24 protein-coding genes are annotated in these 26196 nt (G+C 58.7%); 9 read left to right on the top strand and 15 right to left on the bottom strand.

The genetic code is table 11. The features are described from left to right. The first annotated feature begins 3 nt into the window (after positions 1–3). From DYI22_RS09660 to DYI22_RS09640, 5 genes are all read left to right on the top strand, one after another. Positions 4–1122, top strand: coding sequence for a 5-(carboxyamino)imidazole ribonucleotide synthase (locus DYI22_RS09660; protein ID WP_213477851.1), 1119 nt, complete (start codon positions 4–6; stop codon positions 1120–1122). A gap of 71 nt (positions 1123–1193) precedes the next feature. Next, positions 1194–1772: a superoxide dismutase [Fe] gene (gene sodB / locus DYI22_RS09655; RefSeq protein WP_213477850.1), complete on the top strand. Its 579-nt coding sequence runs from the start codon at positions 1194–1196 to the stop codon at positions 1770–1772. A gap of 258 nt (positions 1773–2030) precedes the next feature. Then, complete coding sequence (locus DYI22_RS09650; protein WP_213477849.1) at positions 2031–4091, top strand: putative bifunctional diguanylate cyclase/phosphodiesterase; 2061 nt, start codon at positions 2031–2033, stop codon at positions 4089–4091. 55 nt (positions 4092–4146) lie between these two features. Then, positions 4147–4734 (top strand): LemA family protein, encoded by a 588-nt coding sequence (locus tag DYI22_RS09645; protein WP_213477848.1) that lies wholly within the window; start codon positions 4147–4149, stop codon positions 4732–4734. Positions 4735–4745: 11 nt separating this feature from the next. Beyond that, positions 4746–6674 (top strand): M48 family metallopeptidase, encoded by a 1929-nt coding sequence (locus DYI22_RS09640; RefSeq protein WP_213477847.1) that lies wholly within the window; start codon positions 4746–4748, stop codon positions 6672–6674. Here the strand turns inward: DYI22_RS09640 and gspD are convergent, their stop codons facing one another. The 6 genes from gspD to DYI22_RS09610 form a co-directional block, all read right to left on the bottom strand. Beyond that, complete coding sequence (gene gspD, locus DYI22_RS09635) at positions 6675–8630, bottom strand: type II secretion system secretin GspD (RefSeq protein ID WP_213477846.1); 1956 nt, start codon at positions 8628–8630, stop codon at positions 6675–6677. 33 nt (positions 8631–8663) lie between these two features. After that, a complete protein-coding gene (locus DYI22_RS09630; RefSeq protein ID WP_213477845.1) occupies positions 8664–9521 on the bottom strand; it encodes a type II secretion system protein N in 858 nt (285 codons plus the stop codon). Then, positions 9521–10312, bottom strand: coding sequence for a type II secretion system protein N (gene gspN, locus DYI22_RS09625; RefSeq protein WP_213477844.1), 792 nt, complete (start codon positions 10310–10312; stop codon positions 9521–9523). Before gspN ends, DYI22_RS09630 begins: the two co-directional genes overlap by 1 nt. A 146-nt stretch (positions 10313–10458) precedes the next feature. Beyond that, complete coding sequence (gene groL, locus DYI22_RS09620; protein WP_213477843.1) at positions 10459–12111, bottom strand: chaperonin GroEL; 1653 nt, start codon at positions 12109–12111, stop codon at positions 10459–10461. A gap of 78 nt (positions 12112–12189) precedes the next feature. Beyond that, positions 12190–12477: a co-chaperone GroES gene (gene groES, locus DYI22_RS09615; RefSeq protein ID WP_213477842.1), complete on the bottom strand. Its 288-nt coding sequence runs from the start codon at positions 12475–12477 to the stop codon at positions 12190–12192. A 193-nt stretch (positions 12478–12670) separates the two neighbouring features. Then, a complete protein-coding gene (locus DYI22_RS09610) occupies positions 12671–13198 on the bottom strand; it encodes an FxsA family protein (protein WP_213477841.1) in 528 nt (175 codons plus the stop codon). A 73-nt stretch (positions 13199–13271) separates the two neighbouring features. Between DYI22_RS09610 and DYI22_RS09605 the strand changes: the two genes are divergently transcribed. Continuing rightward, on the top strand, positions 13272–14033 hold the full coding sequence (locus tag DYI22_RS09605; RefSeq protein WP_213477840.1) for an SDR family oxidoreductase: 762 nt from the start codon (positions 13272–13274) through the stop codon (positions 14031–14033). A gap of 288 nt (positions 14034–14321) precedes the next feature. Here DYI22_RS09605 and DYI22_RS09600 read toward each other — a convergent pair whose 3' ends face one another. From DYI22_RS09600 to DYI22_RS09590, 3 genes are all read right to left on the bottom strand, one after another. Next, positions 14322–14633 carry an MGMT family protein gene (locus DYI22_RS09600; protein WP_213477839.1) on the bottom strand — a complete coding sequence of 104 codons (312 nt, stop codon included), beginning with the start codon at positions 14631–14633 and terminating at the stop codon, positions 14322–14324. A 189-nt stretch (positions 14634–14822) separates the two neighbouring features. Then, entirely contained in the window at positions 14823–16196 is a 1374-nt protein-coding gene (locus DYI22_RS09595; protein ID WP_416234585.1) for an AmpG family muropeptide MFS transporter, read from the bottom strand. Between the two features lie 39 nt (positions 16197–16235). Further along, on the bottom strand, positions 16236–16718 hold the full coding sequence (locus tag DYI22_RS09590; RefSeq protein ID WP_213477838.1) for a YajQ family cyclic di-GMP-binding protein: 483 nt from the start codon (positions 16716–16718) through the stop codon (positions 16236–16238). 116 nt (positions 16719–16834) lie between these two features. Between DYI22_RS09590 and DYI22_RS09585 the strand changes: the two genes are divergently transcribed. Beyond that, complete coding sequence (locus tag DYI22_RS09585; protein ID WP_213477837.1) at positions 16835–17806, top strand: response regulator; 972 nt, start codon at positions 16835–16837, stop codon at positions 17804–17806. A gap of 282 nt (positions 17807–18088) precedes the next feature. Further along, positions 18089–19114: an AraC family transcriptional regulator gene (locus DYI22_RS09580; protein WP_213477836.1), complete on the top strand. Its 1026-nt coding sequence runs from the start codon at positions 18089–18091 to the stop codon at positions 19112–19114. Here the strand turns inward: DYI22_RS09580 and DYI22_RS09575 are convergent. From DYI22_RS09575 to DYI22_RS09550, 6 genes are all read right to left on the bottom strand, one after another. Beyond that, on the bottom strand, positions 19111–20322 hold the full coding sequence (locus DYI22_RS09575) for an argininosuccinate synthase (RefSeq protein WP_213477835.1): 1212 nt from the start codon (positions 20320–20322) through the stop codon (positions 19111–19113). The two genes, DYI22_RS09580 and DYI22_RS09575, sit on opposite strands and share 4 nt — an antisense overlap. A gap of 104 nt (positions 20323–20426) precedes the next feature. Then, entirely contained in the window at positions 20427–21206 is a 780-nt protein-coding gene (locus DYI22_RS09570; RefSeq protein WP_213477834.1) for a transporter substrate-binding domain-containing protein, read from the bottom strand. 96 nt (positions 21207–21302) lie between these two features. After that, complete coding sequence (fliS, locus tag DYI22_RS09565; protein WP_213477833.1) at positions 21303–21701, bottom strand: flagellar export chaperone FliS; 399 nt, start codon at positions 21699–21701, stop codon at positions 21303–21305. 29 nt (positions 21702–21730) lie between these two features. Beyond that, positions 21731–23101 (bottom strand): flagellar filament capping protein FliD, encoded by a 1371-nt coding sequence (fliD, locus tag DYI22_RS09560; RefSeq protein ID WP_213477832.1) that lies wholly within the window; start codon positions 23099–23101, stop codon positions 21731–21733. A 197-nt stretch (positions 23102–23298) separates the two neighbouring features. After that, positions 23299–23736, bottom strand: coding sequence for a flagellar protein FlaG (locus DYI22_RS09555; RefSeq protein WP_213477831.1), 438 nt, complete (start codon positions 23734–23736; stop codon positions 23299–23301). Between the two features lie 77 nt (positions 23737–23813). Continuing rightward, complete coding sequence (locus DYI22_RS09550) at positions 23814–24647, bottom strand: flagellin (protein ID WP_213477830.1); 834 nt, start codon at positions 24645–24647, stop codon at positions 23814–23816. A gap of 384 nt (positions 24648–25031) precedes the next feature. Between DYI22_RS09550 and DYI22_RS09545 the strand changes: the two genes are divergently transcribed. Then, positions 25032–26195 carry a flagellin gene (locus tag DYI22_RS09545; RefSeq protein ID WP_213477829.1) on the top strand — a complete coding sequence of 388 codons (1164 nt, stop codon included), beginning with the start codon at positions 25032–25034 and terminating at the stop codon, positions 26193–26195. The last annotated feature ends 1 nt before the right edge of the window (position 26196 follow it).

Genomic DNA, 26196 nt, shown 5'->3' with positions numbered 1-26196 from the left:
CAGATGAGAATTGGTGTACTGGGCGCCGGCCAACTGGGCCGCATGCTGGCACTGGCCGGTTACCCGCTGGCCAAGACGTTTGTTTTCTACGACATGTCCGGCAGCCCCAGCGCCGGCCTGGGCGAGGTCATCATTGACCGGGAAGGCCAGTATCTGGACGACTTTCTTTCCCGGGTGGATCGCGTCACCTACGAATTCGAGCACCTGCCGGTGGAAGTGGCTGAGAAAATTGCCGCTCACAAACCGGTGCACCCGTGCCCCCGCGCCCTGCAGGTCTGCCAGAACCGGGAAGCCGAAAAAACGCTGTTTGGGGAGCTCGGCATTCCCACGCCGCAGTGGAAAATCGCCGACAGCGCGGAATCCCTGAAAGCCGCCGCCGAGGCGCTCGGCTGCCCGGTGGTGGCCAAATCCAACACCGAAGGCTATGACGGCAAGGGCCAGGCCGTGCTGAACAGCCCGGAAGAAGCGGAAGCGGCCTGGGCCAGCATCGGCCACCCCAGGCTGATGGTGGAGAAGTTCGTCGACTTCCAGCGTGAGGTCTCGATCATCGCCGTACGTGGCGAAGACGGCGCCCTGGCGTTCTACCCCATGGCGGAGAATACCCACTATGAAGGCATCCTGCGTTACTCCGTTGCACCCGCGCCGGGGCTGGAGAAACATATCCAGGAAGATGCCGAGCGCTACATCCGGGCGCTGTTGAACGAATTGGGCTACGTCGGCGTACTGACTCTGGAACTGTTCGAGACCGCAGATGGTCTGGTGGCGAACGAGATGGCACCGCGGGTTCACAACTCAGGTCACTGGACCATCGAAGGCGCCATGACCAGTCAGTTCGAAAACCACATCCGGGCCGTTAGTGGGCATGCACTGGGTAACGTGGCCCCTCGAGGCTACAGCTGCATGATCAATATCATCGGCGAGCACGGAGATGTTGAACGGATACTGGAACTGCCCTACGCTCATGTTCACCTCTATAATAAAGGGGAACGCCCGGGCCGGAAGCTCGGTCACGTGAACATCCTGGCGGACAGTTACGAAGAGCTGGTATGGCGGGTGAAGAATTGCGCGCAGTTTCTGCCCGGCAGTCCCGAGTTTAAAAGTTCTTTAACACCAAAGGGTTGATATAGCTCAGAGCGCCCTTATATTGGTCTGACGAACATCAACATAAACAGAGAGACAGGGAGAACGACCTCATGGCATTTGAACTTCCCGCACTGCCTTACGAAAAGAACGCACTGGAACCGCACATCTCTCAGGAAACCCTTGAGTACCATTACGGCAAACATCACAACACCTACGTGACCAAGCTCAACGGCCTGGTTGAAGGTACTGATAACGCCAACAAATCGCTCGAAGACATCATCAAGAGCGCCAGCGGCCCGCTGTTCAACAACGCCGCTCAGGTCTGGAACCACACCTTCTACTGGCACTGCCTGAGCCCGAACGGCGGTGGCGAGCCTACCGGCGCGGCGAAAGACGCGATCGAGAAAGCCTTTGGCTCCTTCGAGGAATTCCAGAAAGAATTCAACGACAAGGCCGCCAACAACTTCGGTTCAGGCTGGACCTGGCTGGTGAAAAAGGCAGACGGTAGCGTTGCCATCGCCAACACCAGCAACGCCGAGACACCGCTGACCGGTGCCGACAAGCCGGTACTGACCGTGGATGTCTGGGAGCACGCGTACTACATCGATTATCGCAACTCCCGCCCGAACTATCTGGAAGCGTTCTGGAAGCTGGTCAACTGGGATTTCGTAAACGAAAACCTGGCCTGATTCAGGCACTGAACCCAGGCAGGGCCTACCCTGCCGTCGAAAACGCCCGCTCTGATGCGGGCGTTTCCGTGTCTGGCCTACAAAAACCTTACAAATTGATACACCTACGCCCTGAAATCTTTGGAAAAATTGACGATACTGAGTGCAGCGACGGAAAACTGAACCATACTGAAACAACAACCATCAGCTTCCGGCCCGAAACCGCCCCGATACCCTCGGGTCAGAATCAGTCGTAACGGATCATCAGACCGAGTCTTCATGCAAAACACCTTCGAGGTAGAACATCGCCTGAGTTACCGGGTATTGCGCTGGGTTTTGGGCGTTGCGCTGATCAGCGGCATTATCATCAGCGCCATTCAGGTGGCCCTCGATGCGGGCCGCGTGTCCCGCTCGGTGGACGTACAGGCCAGCCAAACCATCGCCCTGGTCCGTGACGCCGCCACCCAGTCGGTGTTCAGCATTGACAACGAACTGGCACAGCAGGTTGTCGACGGGCTGTTCGCCCAGGAAGCCATCAGGTTGGCCCGCATCACGCACCCGGACGGCGAACCTCTGGGCAATGGCGAACGGCCGCTGCAGCGAAGTGCATTCCGACCGATTACCGATCCGATCTTCGATGCGGAGCGACGCTACCGTGAGGCCCTGTCGCGGCCTGGTAACCCGGACATCATCTACGGCTACCTCGATATCCATTACGACACCGCCTTTGCCGCCGGCACCTGGCTCGAACGGACTTCTGTGACCTTCGCCTCCGGCATTGCCTCCGCCATCATCCTCGGCATGGCGCTGTTTGTGGTTTTCCATCTGCTGCTGACGCGTCCGCTGTTACGGATCGTGCGGTCGGTCAAACAGGTCGACCCGGAGCAACCGGATGATCGGCTGGTCGCACTGCCTCCGGGCCATCACACCGACGAACTGGGGCTGTGGGTCAATGCCACCAACAACCTGCTGGTCGCCATCGGCGACACCCAGAAACAGCACCGGGAAGCCGAAGACCGCGTCAACCGCCTGGCCCGCTATGATCAACTGACTGGCCTGCCCAGCCGCGACACATTCATGGAAATGCTGCAGAAAGATATCCACGATGCAGGCGAGCGCAAATCCGTACTGGCGCTGACCGTGTGTGGAATTGACGACTTCAAATCGGTGAATGAACAATGCGGCTTCCGCACCGGCGATGTTCTTCTGCAGGCGGTCGCCGACCGCCTGACCCGGAAGCTGGGCAGCAACCGGTTCACGGTGTCCCGGCTTGGCAGCGACCAGTTTGCCATTGTTGAAAAGGGCCTGCGGGACGGCTACCAGGCGGCCGATACCGCCGACCAGATACTCGCCTGCGTCAACCGCCCGATGGTCATCGATGACCAGACCGTGACCATGACGGCCACCCTGGGCGTTGCCCTGTTTCCCGGCGACGCCAGCAAGCCCGACCGGTTGCTGCAGAGTGCCGAGCAGACCATGGCACTGGCCAAACAACACGGCCACAACCACTTCCAGTTCTACGTGGCCAGTATCGACCAGGAAATTCGCGAGCGGAAACAGCTGGAAAAAGATCTGGCCCAGGCTCTGGGCAACCATCAGTTCCACCTGGTTTACCAACCCCAGATCAACCTGGAAACCCGTCGGATCATTGGCGCAGAGGCGCTTATTCGCTGGGAACATCCGGAGAAGGGCCTGGTGCCACCCGACCACTTCATCCCCATTTCAGAAGTGAATGGCAGCATTGTCGAGATCGGTCAGTGGGTACTGGACCAGGCCTGCTGGCAGGCCGCGCGCTGGGCCGAGGAAGGCATGCCATTGCGCATAGCGGTCAACCTGTCGGCCGTTCAGCTGCGACAGGCCAATATCGTTGACGACATCCTCAGTACACTGAAGCGCCACAGAATTCCCGCCGGAAGGCTGGAGCTGGAAGTGACCGAAACCAGTTTCATGACCAACCTGGAAGACGCTGTGGCAAAACTGCACCGGCTGAGCAAGGCGGGCATCAGTATTGCTGTTGATGATTTCGGGACCGGCTATTCCTCGCTCACCTACCTCAAGCGGATGCCGGTGCAACACCTGAAAATCGACAAACAGTTTATCCGTGACCTGCTGGTCAACGAAGAGGACACGCGTATCGCCAACACCATCATTGATCTGGGCAGAAGCCTGAATCTCTCGGTGGTGGCCGAAGGCGTCGAAACCGCGGAACAGGAATACTACCTGTCCCAGCGCGGATGCAAGCTGGCACAGGGCTACTTCTTCAGTAAGCCTTTGTCACCCCACGATTTTGAGACCTTTGTAGCTGGCTTTCACCGAAAATTAGTTGAGAATAACGCCTGACCATCGATCACCGGGCAGCCGCCCCGATTCACCCCATTCCGTTCAAGGAGTCGTCATGGGAACCACTCTCATTGGTATTGCCGTCATTGCGGTTGCCATTTTCTACATCATTTACCTGTATAACCGGCTGGTGTCATTGCGCAACCAGTTCCGCAACGGCTTTGCCCAGATTGATGTGCAGCTCCAGCGCCGCCATGACCTGATCCCGAACCTGGTGGAATCGACCAAGGCCTATATGGCTCACGAGAGCAACACCCTGACCGCGGTGATGGAAGCGCGCAACAACGCCGTGAGCGCCCAGAAGGATGCCGCCCGGGACCCTGGCGAAGGCACACGGATGCAGCGCCTGGGGTCGGCGGAGAACCTGCTGACCAAGGCCTTGGCCAACTTCTACGCGGTAGCGGAAAACTACCCCGACCTGAAAGCCAATGAAACCGTCCAGCAGCTGATGGAAGAACTCTCCAGCACTGAAAACCGTGTCGCCTTCGCACGCCAGGCCTACAACGACGGCGTCATGAGCTACAACATTTTCCGCGAGCAATTCCCCAACAACGTGGTGGCCGGCCTGTTTGCGTTCAAGCCGACCGCCCAGCTTGAACTGGAATCCCCCGAGGCCCGCCAGGCACCGAAAGTGGCGTTCTGAGGCCGTTAACCATGGCTCACCCCGGTTTCTTCCAGCGCCAGGCCAGTGCCCGGCGCAACACCTCTGTACTTGTCCTGCTGTTCCTGGTGGCCGTTGCGCTGATCACCCTGTCGGTCTGTGTGGTGGGGTATTTCGTGACCCGCAGCGAAAGCTCGGCACTGCCCTTTCAACACTGGCTGGCAAGCCAACACGGGGCAATGACGGCAGCGGCCGTTGTCCTGTTGATTGGCGTTGGTTCCCTGGTGCGCTGGGTCGATCTGGCGGGTGGCGGTGAACGGGTGGCTAACATGGTCGGCGCCCGCGAAATTGACCCGGACACCCGCGACGGGGACGAGCGCAAGCTGCGCAATATCGTCGAGGAAATGGCCATTGCCAGCGGCGTGACCGTGCCGCAGCTGTATGTGATGGACCAGGAAACCGGCATCAACGCCTTCGTCGCTGGCTACACACCCAGTGAAGCCGTGATGGTGGTTACCCATGGCGCACTGACACAGCTGACCCGGGACGAACTTCAGGGCGTGGTGGCGCACGAGTTCAGCCACATCCTCAATGGCGACATGCGGCTCAATGTGCGGCTGATTGCGATACTGGCAGGCATCCTGATGCTCGGCCAGATTGGCGGCTTCCTGGTGCGCGGGGCGTTCTACCGCGCCCACCGATCGGTACGGTCCTCCCGGGACGGGCGCGGCCAGGCAGTGATGGGCCTGATTGGCCTGGCGCTGTGGATCATTGGCTACATCGGGGTGTTTTTCGGCCGCCTGATCCAGGCCGCCGTCTCCCGCCAGCGGGAAACCCTGGCGGATGCTTCGTCGGTGCAATTTACCCGCAATCCTGAAGGCATCGCCGGCGCGCTGTACAAGATCGGTTTGAAAGGCGGTTACCTGGACACCACCAGCCACGCCAGCGACATGAACCACATGTGTTTTGGCGAGAGCGCACGCATGAGGCTGTCGTCTCTGCTGGCCTCACACCCGCCCGTCGACGAGCGCATCAACGCCATTGCGCCCGGCATGCTGGCACGGCTGCGCAGCCGCATGCGGGATACCAAGGCCATGCCTCAACGCCAGGAACGCCGCCAGACCGAATCCCCCGGCGTCGGCGCTAGCCAGGCGTCGGGTTTTGCAGGCGCTGCCACCGGTCGTTTTTCGGGCCGTGTCGGTCAGGTGTCCGAAGCGGGAGAAAGCTATGCGGTTTCCCTGCTGGCCGACATCCCGGCAACCTTCCGCAGCCTGCTGTATACCCGGGCGGGCGCGGTACAGCTATGTTATGCCCTGCTCGTCCACACCCTGCCCCGCCCCCAGCGGGATGAAGCCCTTGTGCAGCTTCCCGCGCACCCGTTGCTCAGGCCACAGACGGATCTGATCGACAAGTTTCTGCCCACGCTCGACCGGGTCGGGCCGGCCCTGCGGTTCCCCGCCCTGGAGCTGGCCATGCCGGCGCTGCGCAAACTAGATCCAGACGAACGCAAAGGGCTCCAGAAAGCCGTCGCCAAGCTGATCGGTGCAGACCGCAAGGTCACCCTGTATGAACTGGCTATGAGCAGCTTTCTGGAGCGCCATTTGTCGCGCGAGTCAGCACGGGTTGTCCCGGTGGCCTATCGCCGCTACGAAGAGGTTCTGCCATCACTGCAGCAGCTGTTCAGCCTGCTGGCCCGCGCCGGCTCACGGGATCCGGCAGGGGCGGATAAGCTCTATCACCAGGCAATGGCTGGCTTTACCGCGCCGCAGACGCCCGGGCCGTTGATCCCCCGGGTCTCCCTGAAAGCGCTGAGAGAAGCCCTGCAAACACTGAACCGGCTGTCGCCGCTGCTGAAACCGGCGATCATTGATGCCTGCGGTCACTGCGTGACCTACGATGGCAAGGTGGACGTTACCGAATACGAAATGATGAGATTGGTGGCGGATCAGCTCGATTGCCCGATGCCGCCACTGACCGCCTGATTACCGGATACGCTCGGTTCCCGGGGTGAACAGAGAATCGATCTTGGGCCGCTCGGAAGGTGCGGGCAGGCCCAGCTTTTCGCGCACGCCCAGATTGATGTCCCACAGCCCGTCGTATTTTTCCTCGGTCATGGCGATGGCATCGCCCTTGCCAAACATGATCTTGGGCCGCAGGAAAACCAGCAGGTTACGTTTGACCCGGCGCTGGGATTCGGAAGAGAACAGCCGACCCAGGACCGGGATGTCCCCCAGCAGGGGAACCTTGCTGCGGCTGATTTGCAGGTCGTCGCGGGTAAGGCCGCCAAGCACTATGGTCTCGCCGTCATCGGCCAGCACGGTGGTTTTGATTTCCCGCTTGTTGGTGATGATGTCAGACGCATTCTCCACGCTGTCTGCGATGTTCTCGGTGGTCTGCTCCACCACCAGACGCACCAGGCCATCGGCACTGATGGTCGGCGTCACTTTCAGGGTCAGACCGATGTCTCGGCGCTCAATGGTGGTGAACGGGTTGGTGGTACCGTCACCGGTCACGGTGGACTGGCCGGTTCGGAACGGCACATTCTGACCGACGATGATCTCGGACTCCTGGTTATCCAGGGTTAGAATGCTCGGCGTCGACAACAGATTGGCCGCGGCGGAACTGGACAGGGCCTGCAGCAGAACACCCCAGCTCAGACCATCCTCGTCGCGCTGCCCCGCACCAACGGTAAGCCCCCCGACCGCGGGAGTGATCGCAGAGTCGGTGAGAATGGCGCTGAGCACGTCACCCAGGCTGCGACCCACGTTGCCAAAGTTACTACCAATAACCGGCGTGGATTCACCGGACTCGTCGGCCACGGCAATCTGCACCCCTAGATCTTCACCAACCTCGTCACTGATTTCGACAATCGCCGCCTCAATCAGCACCTGGGCACGGCGCACGTCCAGCTGGTTAACAATGAGTTCCGCCTCCTGCATCAGCGACGGTTCACCACGTACCACCAGCGCGTTCAGGCCTTCGTCGGCGAACACTGAAAAGCTGGTGTTGCGACCACCGGACCCACCCGAGCCGGAACCGTTGCCGCCGGAGGCTTCCTCAACCAATTGCCCCATCACGCCACTCAACAGCTCGGTCAGATCCTTGGCATTGGCGTGCTTCAGGCGAATCACCTTGGTGGTCCCGCCGGTGGCGGAGGGCTGGTCAAGCTTGCGGATCAGGTTACGCATCTTGTCACGGAAGGTTTCATCGCCGCGCAGAATCAGCCGGTTACTGCGCTCGTCTGCAGTCACGCTGTACTTACGGGCCACGTTCTCACTGCCGGCTTTGCCAAGCTCATCCGGCGCCAGCTCCTGCAGCAGCTCGACCATGTCTCCGACCCAGGCTTCATCGAGCTGGATCACCTCCACCTCGTATTTCGACGGGCTGTCGAGCTCGCGGACAATCTGTTCGATACGGCGGATGTTGGAGGCGTGATCGCTAACGATCAACGCATTCGCTGCAGCCACACCGGCCAGATGGCCGTACTTTGCCACCAGCGGGCGGAGGATGGGCACCAGTTCCAGCGCGTTGGCGTTGTCGATCTGGATGACCCGGGTAATCAGTTGCTCCGAGGGCGTTTCGGCAAACCGGTCCAGGGATTCCGCAGACTGCTTGGCATCGACCTGCTGAACCACCTTGATCACCTCTTCACCGGGGATCGCGGTAAAGCCGTGAACCTGAAGCACCGCCAGGAACAGATCGTAGATTTCATCCTTATTCATCGGCGCACTGGAAAGCACGGTGACCTTGCCCTTGACCCGGGGGTCCACCACAAAACTGTAGCCGGTAATGTCGGCCACCTGGGTCACAAAGGCGCGGATATCCGCATCTTTCAGGTTCAGTCGCCAGGTCTGGTCCTGCCCGTAAGCAGCCGACATCAGTGGCATCAAAAGGACCAACGCTATGGCCCGCATCAGATTTGTCTTGTGGTTATACATCTGGCGATTTCGTCCTGTTATCGATGAACCCGTTCAGCGCCACTGCTCGGGTATGGCATAGCTCACGGTCAGGATGGTCCCGTCCCGTTCAATTTCAATATCCAGCTGGGACTCCGATCGCCAGCTTTCGAGCAGAGCTTTATCCTGCTCCACATCACCGAGGCGTTGCCCGTTTATGGCGGTAATGACATCCCCGGCTCTCAGGTTGACGGCATTGAGCATGGCGTTGGAGCCATCGTACACGTAGCCGCTGCTACTGCCGTCGTCGGCTGGTCTCAAGCCGTAGGTAGCGAGCGCTTCAACGCCCAGGCTGTCGAGCTGTTCCCGGGCACTGGCAAGAAATTCGTCGGGTGACGATTCTGCCGCGTCCTGCGAGTCCTCCGCAACCAGTGAATCCGCGTCGGTTGTCTCATCAAAGGCCAATGATTCGTAGCGACCGTTGCGACGAATCAGGATACGCTCAGCTTCCACTTCCGCCAGTTCGGCATTGCCCGGCAGCGTATCACCCACGCGGTAATGCGCGGTTTCACCATTACTTCCAGCAACTATAGCACCAGAGTCTTCCGGGCGCTCCGCCAGCATGACGCCTTCCAGTCGCAATTGCAGCCCGGTTTGCGGCGCCGAACGGCGAACCGCTTCAGCCACCCGTGTCTCACCCTGGGGCCGGCCGAAGAATTCATAGCCGGCAATGGGCATGGACAGCGCTCCGCGAGCCCTGGCACCACTGGCACCTCCGGCATCCGGGCTGGTCGCCACCGGCTGTTCGTTCCAGGCGATCAGCCACGTCATTTTCGCCAGGGCGACGCCCAGGTAGAGCACCAGCGCCACCAGCAGTACGTTTGCCAGGATGCGGGCCACACGGGCCTGGGCGCTGAAGGAAAAGGCCCTCATCAGAAGCCTCCCGGAAGCAGCGGCTGGCGAACGCGGAAAATGACATCCCCGGGCTGGGCGGAACCGGACCAGGGCTGGTCGGCCAGATCCACCATGCGCTTGTAGACCCGCAGTTCCAGCATGCCGTTCCACAGAATATTGGCGTCAGCGGCCGGGCCATCGCCGCCCTGCTCGCGCACCACCAGAGCCAACCCGCCGTCGGTGGTGTCCAGCTCCGCAGCCATCGGCGGGAACTCTGCCTGCCCGGTCTGGCTACCCATCGGCCAGGTGACCAGACCGCCATCCCAGCGACCGGTGCCGCTGGCGTTGGTGAGCCGGTTGTCTTCCCAGCTGACCTGCAGCGCATCAATCAACACTTCGCCTTCGATCATGGCGCCGCCACTTTGGCGGATCAGATCTTCAAACTCGGCCACCGTGATGCGACCGGTGGCGTCCAGATACACGTTGCCGGGCCAGCCCAGGGTGAGATCACCGTTGATTGACGACTGGGCCGAGGCAATATTGAGCGCCACCGGCAGTTGCAGGGACGTCAGCGAGGGCCAGTCCAGCTCCCAACTGCCACGCACCGGGAAGCCGGCGACCACCACTCCGGCGGCCCCGCTCCATACCGTGCCCGAGACCTGACGCACCTGAACCTGTTGCGGCAAGGTGATGCGAGCCGACGCGTGATGCCAGAGCCACCCCGCCGGCACCCAGATCACCAGCGCCAGCAGATAAACAAACACACCCATCAGCACAAGCAGAAAAACCTTGCCGGGGCGCAGGAAAGCTTTGGGTTCGGATTCAGTCATTCGGCAACACGTTCGAAATAGGCTGGTTGCCGAGTCTAGCAAAGGGAATTTGGCAGGTCATGAACCAAATGCACACGGGCATAAAAAAACCCGCACATTGCTGTGCGGGTTTTCGGGCTCCGGCAGGCGGAGGAATGAATGGGGGCTTACATCATGCCGCCCATGCCTCCCATTCCACCCATGCCGCCCATGTCCGGCATACCACCGCCGGCTTTTTCGTCTTCCGGCTCGTCCGCAATCATCGCCTCGGTGGTGATGATCAGGGAAGCCACGGAAGCAGCCGCCTGCAGCGCAGAACGGGTGACCTTGGCAGGATCCAGGATACCCATTTCCAGCATGTCGCCGTAGGCTTCGGTGGCGGCGTTGTAGCCGAATGCACCTTCGCCGTCGCGGATCTTGTTGACCACCACGGAGGCTTCGCCACCGGCGTTGGTCACGATCTGACGCAGCGGAGCTTCCATGGCACGACGCAGGATGTTCACACCGGCCTTCTGCTCTTCGTTGATCGCGTCAACCTTGTCCAGAGCCGCAATGGCGCGGATCAGGGTTACACCACCGCCCGGTACGATGCCTTCTTCAACGGCAGCGCGGGTGGAGTGCAGCGCGTCTTCAACGCGAGCCTTCTTCTCTTTCATTTCCACTTCAGAACCGGCACCGATCTTGATCACGGCAACACCGCCGGCCAGCTTCGCTACGCGCTCCTGCAGCTTCTCTTTGTCGTAATCGGAGCTGCTGTCTTCGATCTGCTTGCGGATCTGCTCAACGCGGGCTTCGATATCCGCCTGAGCGCCAGCACCGCCGATCAGCGTGGTGTTTTCCTTGGTCACGTTAACGCGCTTGGCAGTACCCAGATCATCCAGAGTGGTGTTCTCCAGAGTCAGGCCCACTTCCTCGGAAATCACGGTGCCACCGGTCAGGATGGCGATGTCCTGCAGCATTTCCTTGCGACGGTCACCAAAGCCCGGCGCCTTGACGGCGTTGACCTTGACGATGCCACGCATGTTGTTCACCACCAGAGTGGCCAGCGCTTCGCCTTCGATATCTTCGGCGATGATCTGCAGCGGCTTGCCCGCTTTGGCGACAGCTTCCAGCACCGGCAGCAGTTCGCGGATGTTGGAGATCTTCTTGTCGACCAGCAGGATGTACGGGTCATCCAGTTCGGCAGACATGTTGTCCTGGTTGTTGATGAAGTACGGGCTCAGGTAACCGCGGTCGAACTGCATACCTTCAACCACGTCCAGCTCGTCTTCCAGGCCACGGCCTTCCTCAACGGTGATGACGCCTTCCTTACCAACGCGCTCCATGGCGTCGGCAATGATCTTGCCGATGCTCTCGTCGCCGTTGGCGGAGATGGTGCCAACCTGCGCGATGTTGCGGTTATCGTCGCACGGCTTGGACAGATCGCGGATGGCTTCCACAGCGGCGATGGTCGCCTTGTCGATACCACGCTTCAGATCCATCGGGTTCATGCCGGCGGTAACCGCCTTGATGCCTTCGCGAACGATGGCCTGGGCCAGAACGGTCGCGGTGGTGGTGCCGTCACCGGCGGTGTCGTTGGTCTGGGAAGCGACTTCCTTGACCATCTGGGCACCCATGTTCTCGAACTTGTCTTTCAGCTCGATTTCCTTGGCCACAGACACACCGTCTTTGGTCACGGTGGGGGAGCCGAAGGACTTCTCCAGAACCACGTTACGACCTTTGGGGCCGAGGGTTACCTTGACGGCGTCTGCCAGGATGTTAACGCCTTCAACCATGCGCTTGCGGGCGCTGTCGCCGAATCTAACGTCTTTTGCTGCCATGTCTTCAATTCCTGTTCGTTAAACCGAAATCGTTGAATCAATCGGATGAATGAGATTTCGTGCCGGTCGCTTGCGCGATCACTCAAGCACGCCGTAGATGTCGTTCTCGCTCATGATCAGGAGCTCTTCACCGTCAACCTTTACGGTGTTACCGGCGTACTGACCGAACACCACGGTGTCACCCACCTTGACCGCCAGTGCACGGGTCTCGCCGTTATCGAGGATGCGGCCATTGCCCACGGCAAGCACTTCACCCTGGGACGGCTTCTCCTTGGCATTCCCCGGCAGCACGATGCCACCTGCGGTTTTCTCTTCTTCTTCCTTTCGGCGTACGACGACACGATCGTGTAGCGGACGAATTTTCATTGCTCGGTTTCTCCAATAGTCAGATTAATGTGGCAATGACATTGTTGATGTAAGTCGGACCCGCAATGCGTGATCCGACAAATTGCCCGGCTTGATAACCAGCTGTTTTCAGTGGAAATCAGCCCGCAGCGAACTTGTGTGTCCTATTTGGGGTAGGCCGTAGAGGTTTTCAACACCCCGGAACAAAAAATTTTCACTTTTTTTCGATGCGGTTTCGATCGCTTTCGGTCTGATCCTGGAACTCCCCCTCGATGATGTCGCCGTTGGCATCCCGATCAAACGGACGCTGGCGGCCGAAGGGGCTCTCTTGCCCGGTAAACGGCCCCTGCCCGCCGCCGGCACGAAAATGAAAGCCGCCGGCCTGCCCCGACATCACCATGCGCTTCATCGCCTGGGCAACAAACCAGTGACGGGTGCCGGGCAGCAGGCACAGGAAGCCCACGGTGTCGGTAATAAATCCCGGGGTCAGCAGCAGCGCGCCACCTACCGCCAGAATCAGCCCCTCGGCCACCTCTTTGGCCGGCAGCTCACCACTGTTGAGGCGCTGATTCGCCCGCAGTAATGTGGCCAGCCCCTGCTGGCGCAACAGCCACGCACCCACTACGGCGGTCAGCAGCACCAGGCCGATGGTGTTCAGCACGCCGATGATGCCACCGACCTTGATCAGCACCGCCATTTCGGCGATGGGCATAATAATGAAAAGAAACAGGAAAACGGGCAAAATGCCTCCTCATAACAACCACGCAGACACACAGAAAACGTAAAACCACCTGAGAACTTAGTTAGGGCAAAACATGAAACTTCAAGATTCCGTGATTGCAATCACCGGCGGCGGCCAGGGCCTGGGCCGCGCCATGGCCGAATACCTCGCTGCCAAAGGCGCGAAACTGGCACTGATCGACCTGATGCCGGAGAAGCTCGACGAAGCCGTTGCCGCCTGCAAGGCCGCCGGCGTCGAGGCTCGCAGCTACGTTTGTAACGTCGCCAAGGAAGAAGACGTTGAGAAAACCTTCGAAGCCATTGTGAAGGACTTCGGCCACCTGAACGGTCTGGTCAACAACGCCGGTATCCTGCGCGACGGGCTGATGGTCAAGGTGAAAGATGGCCAGGTGGAAAAGCGCATGGAGCTGTCCCAGTGGCAGTCGGTGATCGATGTGAACCTGACGGGCGTGTTCCTGTGTGGCCGTGAAGCCGCTACCCAGATGATCAAGAACGGCGATCAGGGTGCGATCATCAACATCGCCTCTATTTCCCGCGCCGGCAACATGGGCCAGAGCAATTACTCCGCCGCCAAGGCCGGTGTTTCTGCTCTGGTTCCGGTCTGGGCAAAGGAGCTGGCCCGCTACGGCATCCGCTGCATGGGCATTGCCCCGGGCTTTATTGAAACCGAGATGACCGCCTCGATGAAGCCGGAAGCGCTGGAGAAGATGACCGCCGGTATACCTCTCAAGCGCATGGGCAAGCCGGAGGAGATTGCTTCGGCTGCAGCGTTTATCTTTGAGAATGACTATGTGTCTGGTCGAATGATCGAAGTAGACGGGGCTTTGCGGCTTTAGTCGTTGTGACTCCCTGGCCGGCCCTCTTAAACCGGGGGCTGGCCTTTGATGTGGGGGCTGGTCCCGGGGTGGGGGTACCTTTTCTTTCGGAAAAAGAACTCGCTGCGCTCAGACACCTTTGTTCCTGCAGAAAAGGTACCCCCACCCCGTGACCGACCTGACTTTTGGATGGCCTTCTGCTTACTGACCAAGAATACGCGTCACAGTAGCCACCGTAGGTCGGATTAGCGAAGCGTAATCCGACAAAACAGCCCGAACAACCCAACACCCCTGCAGCCCCAGACAAACTCACGGCTGCCACTGGAAGCTTCGCATGGCAACTCGACCGTTGAGAACTTCCACTCCCTCTTCCCGCAATCGGTGCACCTGAGTTTCGTGCGGATCGGAGCCTTGTGGGAAAGCTATCTGGCCGTTACTGCGAATAACCCGGAACCAAGGGATTGAATGGCCGGCCGGCAGTTTACCCAACGCGCGGCCCACGAAACGTGCCTGTCGACCCAGGCCGGCCATGTCGGCGACCTGACCATAGCTGGCTACGCAGCCCGGAGGTATTGCAGCGACCACCTGCCAGATTTTTTGTTCTTTTGTGGGTTCAGGCATCGTTGTGCTCGCGGGTTAAATTGAGTTGTCGGATTACGCTGCACTAATCCGACCTACGGTGGCGGTTTTCTTCGAAGTCGAGTCGGTCACGGGGTGGGGATACCTTTTCTGCCGGAATAACGGTGTCTGAGCGAAGCGAGTTCGTTTTCCAGAAGAAAAGGTGTCCCCACCCCGGGGCCAGCCCCACGCTCAATGAGAGCCAGGAGCCGGCACCGCTTCCTCATTCCGCGGTGCCAAAGCATCCAGCCGAGCCCCATGGCGGATCATGAAGAGGGCCAGAAGGATCGCAGGCACGCCCATGAAGCCGGCGACCAGGAAGAACTGGGCGTAGCCGAAGTCCGCCACCACAATGCCCGAGAAGCCGCCGAGGAATTTGCCTGGCAGGGTCATCAGGGAGCTGAACAGCGCATACTGGGTAGCGGTAAACGAGGCACTGGTCATGCTGGAGAGCCAGGCGATCAGCGCCACATTGGCGATGCCGCCGCTGAGGTTATCGGCGCTGACCACCGCCGCCAGGGTATAAATGTTTGGCGGGTACTGCGCCAGGAGCACGAACAACAGATTGGTGGCTGCTGTCATGACCGCGCCCAGCAGGAGAATGTTGCGAACCCCGTAGCGCATCACCATCACGCCACCTACCAGGGAACCGGCAATAGTCATGAAAAAGCCGAAGACCTTGGTTACGTCCGCCACCTGAACTTTACTGAAACCCATGAAATCCAGATAAAACGGATTGGCCATCACCCCCATGGCGATGTCCGAAATCCGGTACACCGCGACCATCAGCAGGATCAGGATGGCCAGTTCTTTGTAGCGGCGAAAAAAATCCAGGAACGGGCCGGCGACGGCGGCGTAGAACCAGCCGATGATGCGAGCGAGCCGGGGATTCAGATGGGCGCGTTTGCTGGCCTCCTGCTCGATCTTGTGGGCGATGTCCTGGGCCGCGGCAAAATGGTTCACCGCAGGCTCACGCACCAGCAGCACGGTGACCGCCCCGACGCCCACCAGTAGCGCCATCACTTCGTAGGACACCTGCCAGGACCAGAACTCGGCCAGGTACAGGGCGCCCGCCCCGGCTACCAGCAGCGCCAGCCGGTAGCCAAAGATGTAAGTGGCTGCCAGCGCAGCCTGCAGGCGTTCTTCGGCAATCTCGATGCGGTAGGCATCAATGGCCACATCCTGGGTGGCGGAGGAAAACGCCACCAGCAGCCCGCACAGGGCCATCATCTCCGGTGCCGCAACGGCATCCACATGGGCCATCAGATACAGCCCGGTGGCGATGCCCGCCTGGGCCAGCAGTATCCAGCTACGGCGCTTGCCCAGCAGCCGGTCCAGCAGAGGCAGTTTGAGCCGGTCCACCACCGGCGCCCAGAACACCTTGATGGAATAGGTGATGCCCAGCCAGCTGAAAAAGCCGATGGTGGCCGTCTCGACACCGACATCCGCCAACCGCGCGTTCAGGGTGGAAAACACCAGCAGGAACGGCAGGCCGGCGGAGAACCCCAGGAACAGCAGGGCAATGACCTGCCAGCGGGTGTAGGTGTAAAGCGCGTCCTTGAACAGGGCCAGGCGGGTTCCGGAGTTGATGGTGCAGCCCCCGGATCAGTCGCGGAAGTTGTTGAACTGCAGCGGAATCTCAAGCTCCGCTTCTTTCAGCAGCGCGATCGCCGTTTGCAGGTCGTCGCGTTTCTTGCCGGTCACCCGCACCTTGTCACCCTGAATGCTGGCCTGAACCTTCAGTTTGGCGTCCTTGATCATCTTGACGATCTTCTTCGCCATGTCGGTTTCGATGCCCTGCTTCAGCAACAAGTGCTGCTTGACCAGCTTGCCGGACTTGCTTTCGCCGTCTTCGGAAATGGCCCGGCTGTCAATGTTGCGCTTGGCAAACGCCATGCGCAGCATGTCCAGCAGTTGCTCCAGCTGGAACTCCTGCTCGGCGCTGATGGTAATGCCCTTGTCGTCACTCTCGATATCCGCTTCCACATTCTTGAAATCCCAGCGGTTGCCCAGCTCCCGCTTGGCCTGATCCACCGCGTTGGTGACTTCGTGCATATCGATTTCTGAAACAATGTCAAAAGAGGGCATGGTCGTTATTCTCCATAAACCGTTAAGGGTATAATCTGGCCGTTAAAATAAGGGCAAAGCATAGCAAGCCCCGCACCTTACCGCATCTGACAACGGACTGGTAAAAGTAGATAACAATGCCAAATCTGGATCTCCCCATCCTTGTAGTAGACGACGCAAAGTTCAGTAGTATGGTGGTTGGCCGCACCCTGCGAAATGCCGGTTATCGCGACGTACGCATCGCCAACAACGCCCCGGCGGCGCTGGCACTGATTGAGCAGCGCCCGGTCAGCGTGCTGATTGCCGACTGGCTGATGCCGGAAATGGACGGCCTGGAGCTGACCGATCAGGTGCGCCAGCAGGACGAACAGAACAACCACTACACCTACGTTATTCTGCTCACCGCCAGGGAGAGCGTGGAAGCGCTGTCCGAAGCCTTTGATCGCGGCGTAGACGATTTCATCTACAAATCCGACATGACCAAACAGCTGATTCCGCGGATCTTTGCTGCCGACCGCATGGCCGACCGTCAGAATACCCTGTTGCGGGCCAATTCCCTGCTGATCGAGAACAACCGGGAGCTGGAAGCCACCAACATCATTGATCTGGAAACCGGGCTGTGCAACAACAAATACGCCCGTGAGCGGCTGGCTAAAACCCTGCGCCACGCTGAATCCCGCAACGGCTCCACCGCCTACGTGCTGTGCGGCATCCGCAACTGGCAGGAACTCAAGCGTAAACATCCGCCCTCGGTGATGAGCGAGCTGGCCATCGGTATTGCCCGGCGCCTCAGCCATCTGATCCGGCCCATGGACGCGCTGTGCCGGGTTGGCGACAATCAATACGCCATTGTGGCCTACTTCCCCACCAGCGATAACTGCACCGCCACGGCGTTCCGCCGGGTGTTTGACGGCATCAACCACAAGGCGCTGAAAACCACTGCCGGCTACATCTCTGTCGAGGCGGGCATGGTGCTGTGCAAATCCGACGCGCAGGCCGGCACACCCACGGTTCAGGACGTGGAACGCGCCGCGGTTCAGGGGCTGGTGGATGCCTACGAGACTCGCCGGTTCACCGAAACCGCACCAGAAATGAAAGCCGACGCCTAAAAAACAAACAGTAACACTGGGACACACTTCACAAACAGACTTGCCGGCGCGAAAGCCCTATTCTGCAATTGTGGATTTAAGCAGTATCCGCCCAATGGCGGAGGAGCCGTGTAGTACCTCCGCCGCCGTTTGGGTAACGATCCACCGGATTAACGAATTTTTCAGGCACTTTCGTTCTTTCCTTAAGTTTTGATTTCAAGCCAGCTCACATGAGCTGGCTTTTTTATTGCCTGCTTCCGCTATACTCTCGTGACAAACACTACAACAACATGCGCTGTCACCATGAAAACCCTCGGAACCGCCTCCGTGGCGGCCCTGCGCCAGTACGTGCGCGCCGCCAACGCCAACGGTATTGACACCCACACTCTGCTCGCTGACTGCGGGCTGGACCCGGCAATCCTCACCAGTGACGAGGGGCGCATCAACGGCGAACACTTCCAGGCCTTCATCCACCGCCTGTGCGAGCAAACCGGCAACCCGATCCTCGGCCTGGAAACCGGCGATTTCGTGCAACCGGGCTCTTACAGCGTTTTGGGCTACATCACCATGAGCTGCGCCACGCTCGGCGAAGCCGTGATGCGCATTACGCCGTTCGAAAAACTGGTCGGCGACATGGGCACCACCCGCATCCTGCAGGAGGGCGACTACCTGCGCCTGGTGTGGACCTGCAATTACGATGACCCGCTGATCCGGCCGCAGATGGTGGACAACGTGTTCGCCTCCTGGATCAACTACGCCCGTTGGCTGGGTGACCAGCCAGAGGCCGGTCCGGCAGAGGTGGAACTGCAGCGACCTTCGCCCGGAACCGATTACGAAGCCGCTTACAAACATCGGTGGCACTGCCCGGTCAGGTTCGGCGCGCAGCGGGATTCGGTGCGACTGCACCGGGATCTGCTCACCCTGCCCCTGCGCCAGCCCGACCCGCTGCTTCGCAAAACCCTGGAAGCCCACGCCCTGAGCCAGCTCGCCGCGCTGGAAAGCGACACCGACCTCACCTCGCGAGTGAAATACGCCATTCAACAGCAGCTGATGCATGGCATTACCCGGCAGGACTTGGTGGCGGAGCAACTGGGCATGACCAGCCGCACACTGCAACGCAAGCTGAGCCAGGAAGGCGCGGCGTATCAGCAATTACTGGATGAGGTGCGACAGCAGATGGCGGAGGACTATCTGCAGAATAGTAAACTGGGAATTCCGGAGATTGCCTTGCGGCTGGGGTACAGTGAAACCACGTCGTTTCACCGTAAATTCAAAGCGGTAGCGGGAAAGACGCCCGGAGAGTTCCGGGCGTCTAAAGCGGCCAGTTAAAGCTTGCGGCCCTTGCCAGCGGCAATACGCAGCCGCAGAGCGTTCAGCTTGATGAAGCCTTCCGCGTCTTTCTGATCGTAGGCACCCTGATCTTCCTCAAAGGTGGCGATCTTCTCGTCAAACAGCGAGTCGTCGGACTTGCGGCCAACCACGTCCACGTTGCCCTTGTAGAGCTTCAGACGCACGGTACCGTTGACGTAATGCTGTGTCTGGTCGATCAGCGCCTGCAGCGCTTCACGCTCCGGTGACCACCAGTAACCGTTGTAGATCACTTCGGCATACCGCGGCATGATGCTGTCTTTCAGGTGCGCCACTTCACGGTCCAGCGTAATGGACTCGATGGCACGGTGCGCCCGCAGCATGATGGTACCGCCCGGGGTTTCGTAGCAGCCGCGGGACTTCATGCCCACGTACCGGTTCTCGACAATGTCGAGACGACCAATGCCGTTCTCACCCGCCAGCTTGTTCAGGGTTTCCAGCACCACATGGGGCTTCATGTCCTGACCGTCGATGGCAACAATGTCGCCCTTTTTGTAGGTCAGCTCAACATAGGTGGGCTGATCCGGCGCGGCTTCCGGAGACACACTCCAGCGCCACATGTCTTCCTCGGCTTCTGCCCACGGATCTTCAAGGTTGATGCCTTCGTAGGAGATATGCAGCAGGTTGGCGTCCATGGAGTAAGGGGACTTGCCCTTTTTCTTCTCCACCGGAATGTTTCGCTCGTCGCAGTAGGCCAGCAGCTTCTCGCGGGAATTCAGATCCCACTCACGCCAGGGCGCAATCACTTTCACACCCGGCTTCAGCGCATAGGCGCCCAGCTCGAAACGCACCTGGTCGTTGCCCTTGCCGGTGGCACCGTGGGAAATCGCGTCGGCACCGGTTTCATTGGCAATGTCGATCAGGCGCTTGGCAATCAGCGGGCGAGCAATGGAGGTACCAAGCAGGTACTCGCCCTCGTAGATGGTGTTGGCGCGGAACATCGGGAACACGTAATCACGCACGAATTCCTCGCGCAGATCCTCGATGTAGATCTCCTTCACACCCAGGGCTTCCGCCTTGGCACGCGCAGGCTCCACTTCCTCGCCCTGGCCGATGTCGGCGGTAAAGGTCACCACCTCACAGTTGTAGGTGTCCTGCAGCCAGCGAACGATGACAGACGTATCCAGGCCACCGGAATAAGCCAGCACCACCTTCTTGATATCAGACATACCCTTGCTCCAAATCCTGAAATCGGGGTCAGTAAAATAAGGCGCATATTGTACGGGAGCGTGGGGGGAATGGCTATTGAACTGAAGTCACTGAAAGGGACGGGTTAATTCGCAGAGAGCAGCTTACCCGCTGACACCGGTCCCGCCTGACCAAAAAACAGACGGTTAAGCTCACCACTGCGCTCCATCGCCTGCAGTGCCTGGGCGAATTTCTCACCGTGGGCGGGATTGCTGCCACTGACGGAGCGGTACATCATCGCCGGCTGTCCCGTCACATGCTGCCGGTAACGGAAGTCACGGAAGGTCAGTCCCCGCTGCTGGATACTGCGCAAAATGTTGTGATCGCTGGCGAGGACTGCCGAGATGCGCTGCATCTTCAGCAGATCGATCGCCTGGGACACGCTGGACACCGGCACTTTGACCACATCCTGATCATACTCGAAGGCCTCGCCCAGATACGTGCCGCGAATAAAGGCGACCCGAGTTCGACCCAGCTTATTCAGATTCAGCGGGTAATCGGTATCTGCCATCGCCAACAACAACAGATTAACGTCAATAACCTTCCCGACCGGCACTGCCTTCTCATCCAGCTCGGGGCTGCGAAACAGAAAGGTAAATCCCACCTCACTGTTGGAAATTTCCATGATCACTCGCCGCAACGGGCGCAATTTGGTACGGATCGGGATTCCGGAAATGTCCGATAGGCGGCGAGCCAATTCCACCAGACTGCCCTGCTGCTGGCCTTCGGCCGACTCATATGCCCAGGGCCAGACGTCGGGCAGTGAAAACATCACCGCCTCCGGCTCGGCACGAGCCACGGCAACGCCAGTCGCCAGCAACGCAGCCAGGAAGCCGGCACAACAACGGAGCAGAAATCGGTACATAGACGGCCATCGCTCAGCTGGAACGTGTAAAGCAAGTATAGTTAAGCGGGCAAAAAAATGGCCCGTTTTACGGGCCATTTTCACTGCACATCCGGTTCAGACCGCCTGCTGCTGGTTCACCACCTCTTCGCGGATGCCGTCCCAGCCGTCTTTGATGGAGCGAAGGAGGTTGGCCACTTCGTCCAGTTTGGTGATGTCGTTTCTCATGCTGGCTTCGAGGAGGGTGCGCTCCATATACTCGTAAAGCGATGCAAGACGCTGGGCCAAATCGCCGCCCTTCTCCAGATCCAGGAACTCCCGCAGACCGCCGACAATCTCAATAGCCTTGGAGATCAACCGGCCTTTGCCTTCGTAATCTTTCGCCTGCATGCGGGCCTTCGCCATGTTGATCCGCTCCAGCGCGCCGTTGTACAGGAGCTGAATCAGCTTATGGGGATCAGCATCGGTGATGCTGGTCTGGGTGTTGATACGCTGGTATTGCTGAAGACCGTTCATAACGTGACCTCTTGGGATTTCAGCTAAAACTATTTCTGGTTGTTTTGCGGAGCCAGAGCTGCCAACTGCTGGGCAACGTAGTTCCCGCTACTCTGGATCTGTGAAATAAGCGAGTCCGCTGCGGAAAACTGCTTGATCAGGCGCTCCTCGTAGGATGCAATACGCAAATCCAGGCGATCACGCTTGTCCTGGATATCCTGCAACGCAGCGTTTAACCCTTCGGTGCGAGTTGCCAAAGCCCCGTCACTGGCCAAAAAGTCGGTCACGGTATTGACGGTGCGCTCAGCAATGCCCTCAACACCGTCCTTTTCCGCGAACAACGCCGTCATGGCTTCCGGATTCGCCTCAAGCTGTTCCGTAAACTTCGCCTGATCAAACTCCAGCTTGCCCGTGCTGGGATCGGTTTTGATCCCAACGTCTGCCAACATTCGCACCGGTGAACTTTCCAGCCCCTCGGGGATGGTAGTCAACATTCGGCGGAGCTCACTCTGGATACCGCGAACTGTCGAATCTCCACTGAGAATACCGCCCTCACCGGAAACCGAATTGAAGCCTGAGAACTTTTTGATCACGTCCTGCAGGCCGTTGAACTTGTCAACAAACTCCTGCACCCGGCCGGCCACGGCTTCCGAGTCCTGCTCCACCTTGACGGTGGATGTACCCACAGACTTGACGTCAAAGGTCACGCCGTCGATAACACCCTCAACGGTGTTGCCGGACCGAGTGATCTCAATGCCGTTTATTTCCATCACCGCGTCTTTGGCGGCGACGGTTTCTTCCATGTTCGCAACAAACTGCGTCAGATCAGCATCTGCACCAGCAACGGACATTTGAATTGCGTTCTCAGCGCCGGTCTCTTCCGAAGACAAAACCAGGCGAAAGCCCGACCCCGTATCAACAATACCCGCAGACACGCCAGCATTCGCCTCATTGATAGAAGCTGCCAGCCCCTCGAGGGTGTTGTTGGTCTCGTCGACTGTAATGTCAGTTGCGACGCCACCAACATTCAAGGTCAGCGTCCCTGTCCCTACTGCGGTTGCATCCCGGTCCGCAAAAACGTCAGACGCCAATGACTGAGCCTGGGCAAGTTGGGTTACTTCGAGACTGTAGGAGCCACGGCTGGCCTTGGTGGGATCCACCGATACTCCTGCAACCCCTTCATTCGAGGACGTTGAGGTAAACGCCTGAAGTCCCTCGGCACTGCTCAACTTCTCCATAGGAGCCCGCAACGCCTCAACGGCACTGCGAAGCGACCCGTACGCGGAAATCTTGGCCTGAGCCTGAGACTGCTCCAGATCCAGCCGCTGCTTTGCTGGCGCTCTTTCTGCGTTGACCAGCTGATCTACCAGGTCATTGCTGAAAATGCCGGAGCCCGCTCCCAACGATGTAATAGATGCCATGATTCCGCCTCCTGAAAGGCTGTGTGACTCGGTTACTCTGTATAACGGCCAAAAGCGGCAAAACTTTGCCTTTATCCATCGGCCTTTTGTTACAGAGTGTAAAATCCAAACCTGTTAAACGCATAAAGCCGCCGGACCCTTGCGGGTGCGGCGGTGCTGTAAAGCCATTACTCAACTAAACCGCAAGCGGCAAGGTATTACACCTTTGCGTTGAATAACGTCAGCGGTTCGTCCTGCTGCAAGTTCTCTGCCAACCTCAACGCCACGTCGTCCGGAATCTGCCGAATAACTTCCTGGGTGTCCTGATCCACCACACGCACGATGGTCTCACCCAGCTCATTATTCACTTCGAACTTCAGATCCCGCTGGACTGTCTGAACATAATCGTTCAGTTGGGTCACGGCATCGTCCAGCTGCTCCCGCTGCTGATCATTCCTCGCTTCCAGCCTGGCGGCTTTCGACGATTCCTGGATCTGGGAGGGCTGCACCGACACTGACCGGCCAGCTGACGAAGCTGCAAACTGAGCGGAGGCATTGCTGCCTTCGTTCTGAGGTGACGCGGGCGCCCGAGCCGGAGCTTGCTCACTGGAGCGTACCAGCTTCAGATCCGGGCTGTTCAGGTTCACGTCATTCATAGCTTACCTCGCTATCCTCTAACGGCGTGAAGCTACCCCTTCAGATCGAAAGGGTAGCTGCCGTCACGATGCCCCGATTACTGCAGGAGGGACAGAACCTGGTTAGGACGGGCGTTGGCCTGGGCCAGAACCGAGATACCGGCCTGCTGGAGTACGTTGGACTTGGCCAGCTTGGCGGATTCCGATGCAAAATCCGCATCGAGAATTCGGCTCTTCGATGCTTCAGCACTTTCCACAGATGCAGCTAGCGTGTTCAGGACACTGTCCATGCGGTTTTGAGCCGCACCGAACTCCCCTCTCTTTGCGTTAACGTTGTCCAGTGCGGTATCAATATCGTCGATCGCGGTTTGGGAGGTCGTCGCGTCAGTCACATCTTGCGACTGAGGAACAGCACTCGTTGCACCTGCTGTAGCCAAGTCCGCAAAGCCTACCGTGACAGTATCGTCTGCAGTTGTATTCGCGCCAACTTGAAAGTCCACATCAGTCGCGGCACCGCTCAACAACTTGATACCGTTAAACTCAGCAGAATTAAGTGTGCGGGTAATTTCCGCTGCGCGATCATCCATCTCTTCCTGAATTGCCGCGCGCTGGTCGGCCCCGTTACTACCGTTGGCAGCCTGAACAGCCAACTCTCGCATCCGCTGGAGGTTATTTACCACCTCATCAAGAGCGCCTTCAGCCGTCTGGATCATTGAGATTGCGTCATTAGCATTTCTTGAAGCAACAGTCTGGCCTCGAATTTGAGAGTCCAAGCTCGTTGCGATCTGCAAGCCGGCCGCATCATCTTTGGCAGAGTTAATGCGAAGACCAGAGGACAAACGTTCCAAAGCCTGAGCATTAAGACTCTGAGACTTATTCAGTTGATTCTGAGCATTGATGGAGGCGATGTTTGTGTTGATACCGAGAGCCATATTGCTTCTCCTTCGACCGATGTCGTTATTTCATGGAAAAGGTCTGGCGCCCGTTTTTTGGTTTGAAGCGCCGCCCTGTTACCTCACTTAACGGCACCCCTTTCTCATCCTTTAGAAAAATCTTCAGAGATTTTGTTAATCATTGTAAAAAGAGCCAAAAAAGCGGCAAACCACTTCCGCGAACCGCAAAAACCGATCTTCGCCACCCACAACCCCATTCCAATAAATTAATAATTATCAGTATTTTAAAAACCTAAAGACTAACATGGCACGGCTTTCGCTTTGCTCTCGTCAAACGGCAATTCCATGAATGTCCGCCGGCAATGCGTTCCCAATCTTGATCGGGCACGGGGTTACCGGCACCTCAGAGCAGGGAGAAATACTATGCCTCAGATCATCAACACGAACATCGCGTCGCTTAACGCACAGCGCAACCTTAATGCATCCCAATCTGATGCAAATACCGCGCTCGAGCGCCTCTCGTCTGGCCTACGCATCAACTCCGCTAAGGACGATGCAGCGGGGCTCGCCATATCCGAACGCTTTCAGTCGCAGATTACGGGTCTGAACATGGCTCAGCGCAACGCGAACGATGGCATTTCCCTCGCTCAGACTGCGGAAGGCGCCCTGGACGAGATTACCGCTAACCTGCAACGCATTCGTGAGTTGGCAGTGCAATCAGCTAACGGCTCCAACAGCCCCTCAGACCGGGAAGCTTTGAACTCTGAGGTCCAGCAGCGCATCGCTGAAGTTAATCGGATCGCAGGCCAGACTTCCTTTAACGGCCTCAATGTCCTGGACGGAAGCCTTCTTACTCAAACCTTCCAGGTCGGCGCAAATGCCGGCGACACTATTAGTGTTAGTGGTTTTGATAGCCGTGGCAGCCAGCTCGGCTCCGTTATCGGGCAATCAACAAATATCCTCGACCTGACCGACGGAACCGACTCACTTGAAGATATCTTTGCAGACGGACGCACGGCTGACTTTACGGTCACCCTCACTGACGCAGACGGCAACGATACCGTCGTAAGCGTCAGTGAAGCCCGTTCATTGCAGGATGCGCTTGGACAAATCAATGCCCAAACGCCAACCACAGGCATTTCCGCCAATATGAACCGTACAAACGACGAACTGATATTTTCATCACAGTTCGGCGAAGACTACGCAGTGAATTTCTCAGTTGACGGCGGTACCAACCAAGACATCGATCCGGATCCGGCGGCAGACACAGTCACGTTGAATGACACCGACATTTCCACCCAGGACGGTGCAGACCTGGCGATGATCCTCACAGATTTCGCCATCGATAGCATCAACGGCATCCGGGCCGAGCTCGGCGCGGTTCAGAACCGTTTTGAATCGACCATCGCGAATCTGAGCACCACGTCTGAAAACCTGTCGGCGTCCAACAGCCGCATCCGCGATGCGGACTTCGCTGCTGAATCCGCCGAGCTTGCCCGTACCCAGGTGTTGCAGCAGGCCGGTCTCTCCGTGCTGTCGCAGGCCAACGCACGGCCCCAGCAGGTTCTGCAGTTACTGCAGGGTTAAT

The organism is Marinobacter lipolyticus (assembly GCF_018424605.1).
GTDB lineage: Bacteria > Pseudomonadota > Gammaproteobacteria > Pseudomonadales > Oleiphilaceae > Marinobacter > Marinobacter lipolyticus_B.
Note: the sequence above shows the minus strand (reverse complement) of the source record. Positions and strands in the feature narration are given on the sequence as shown.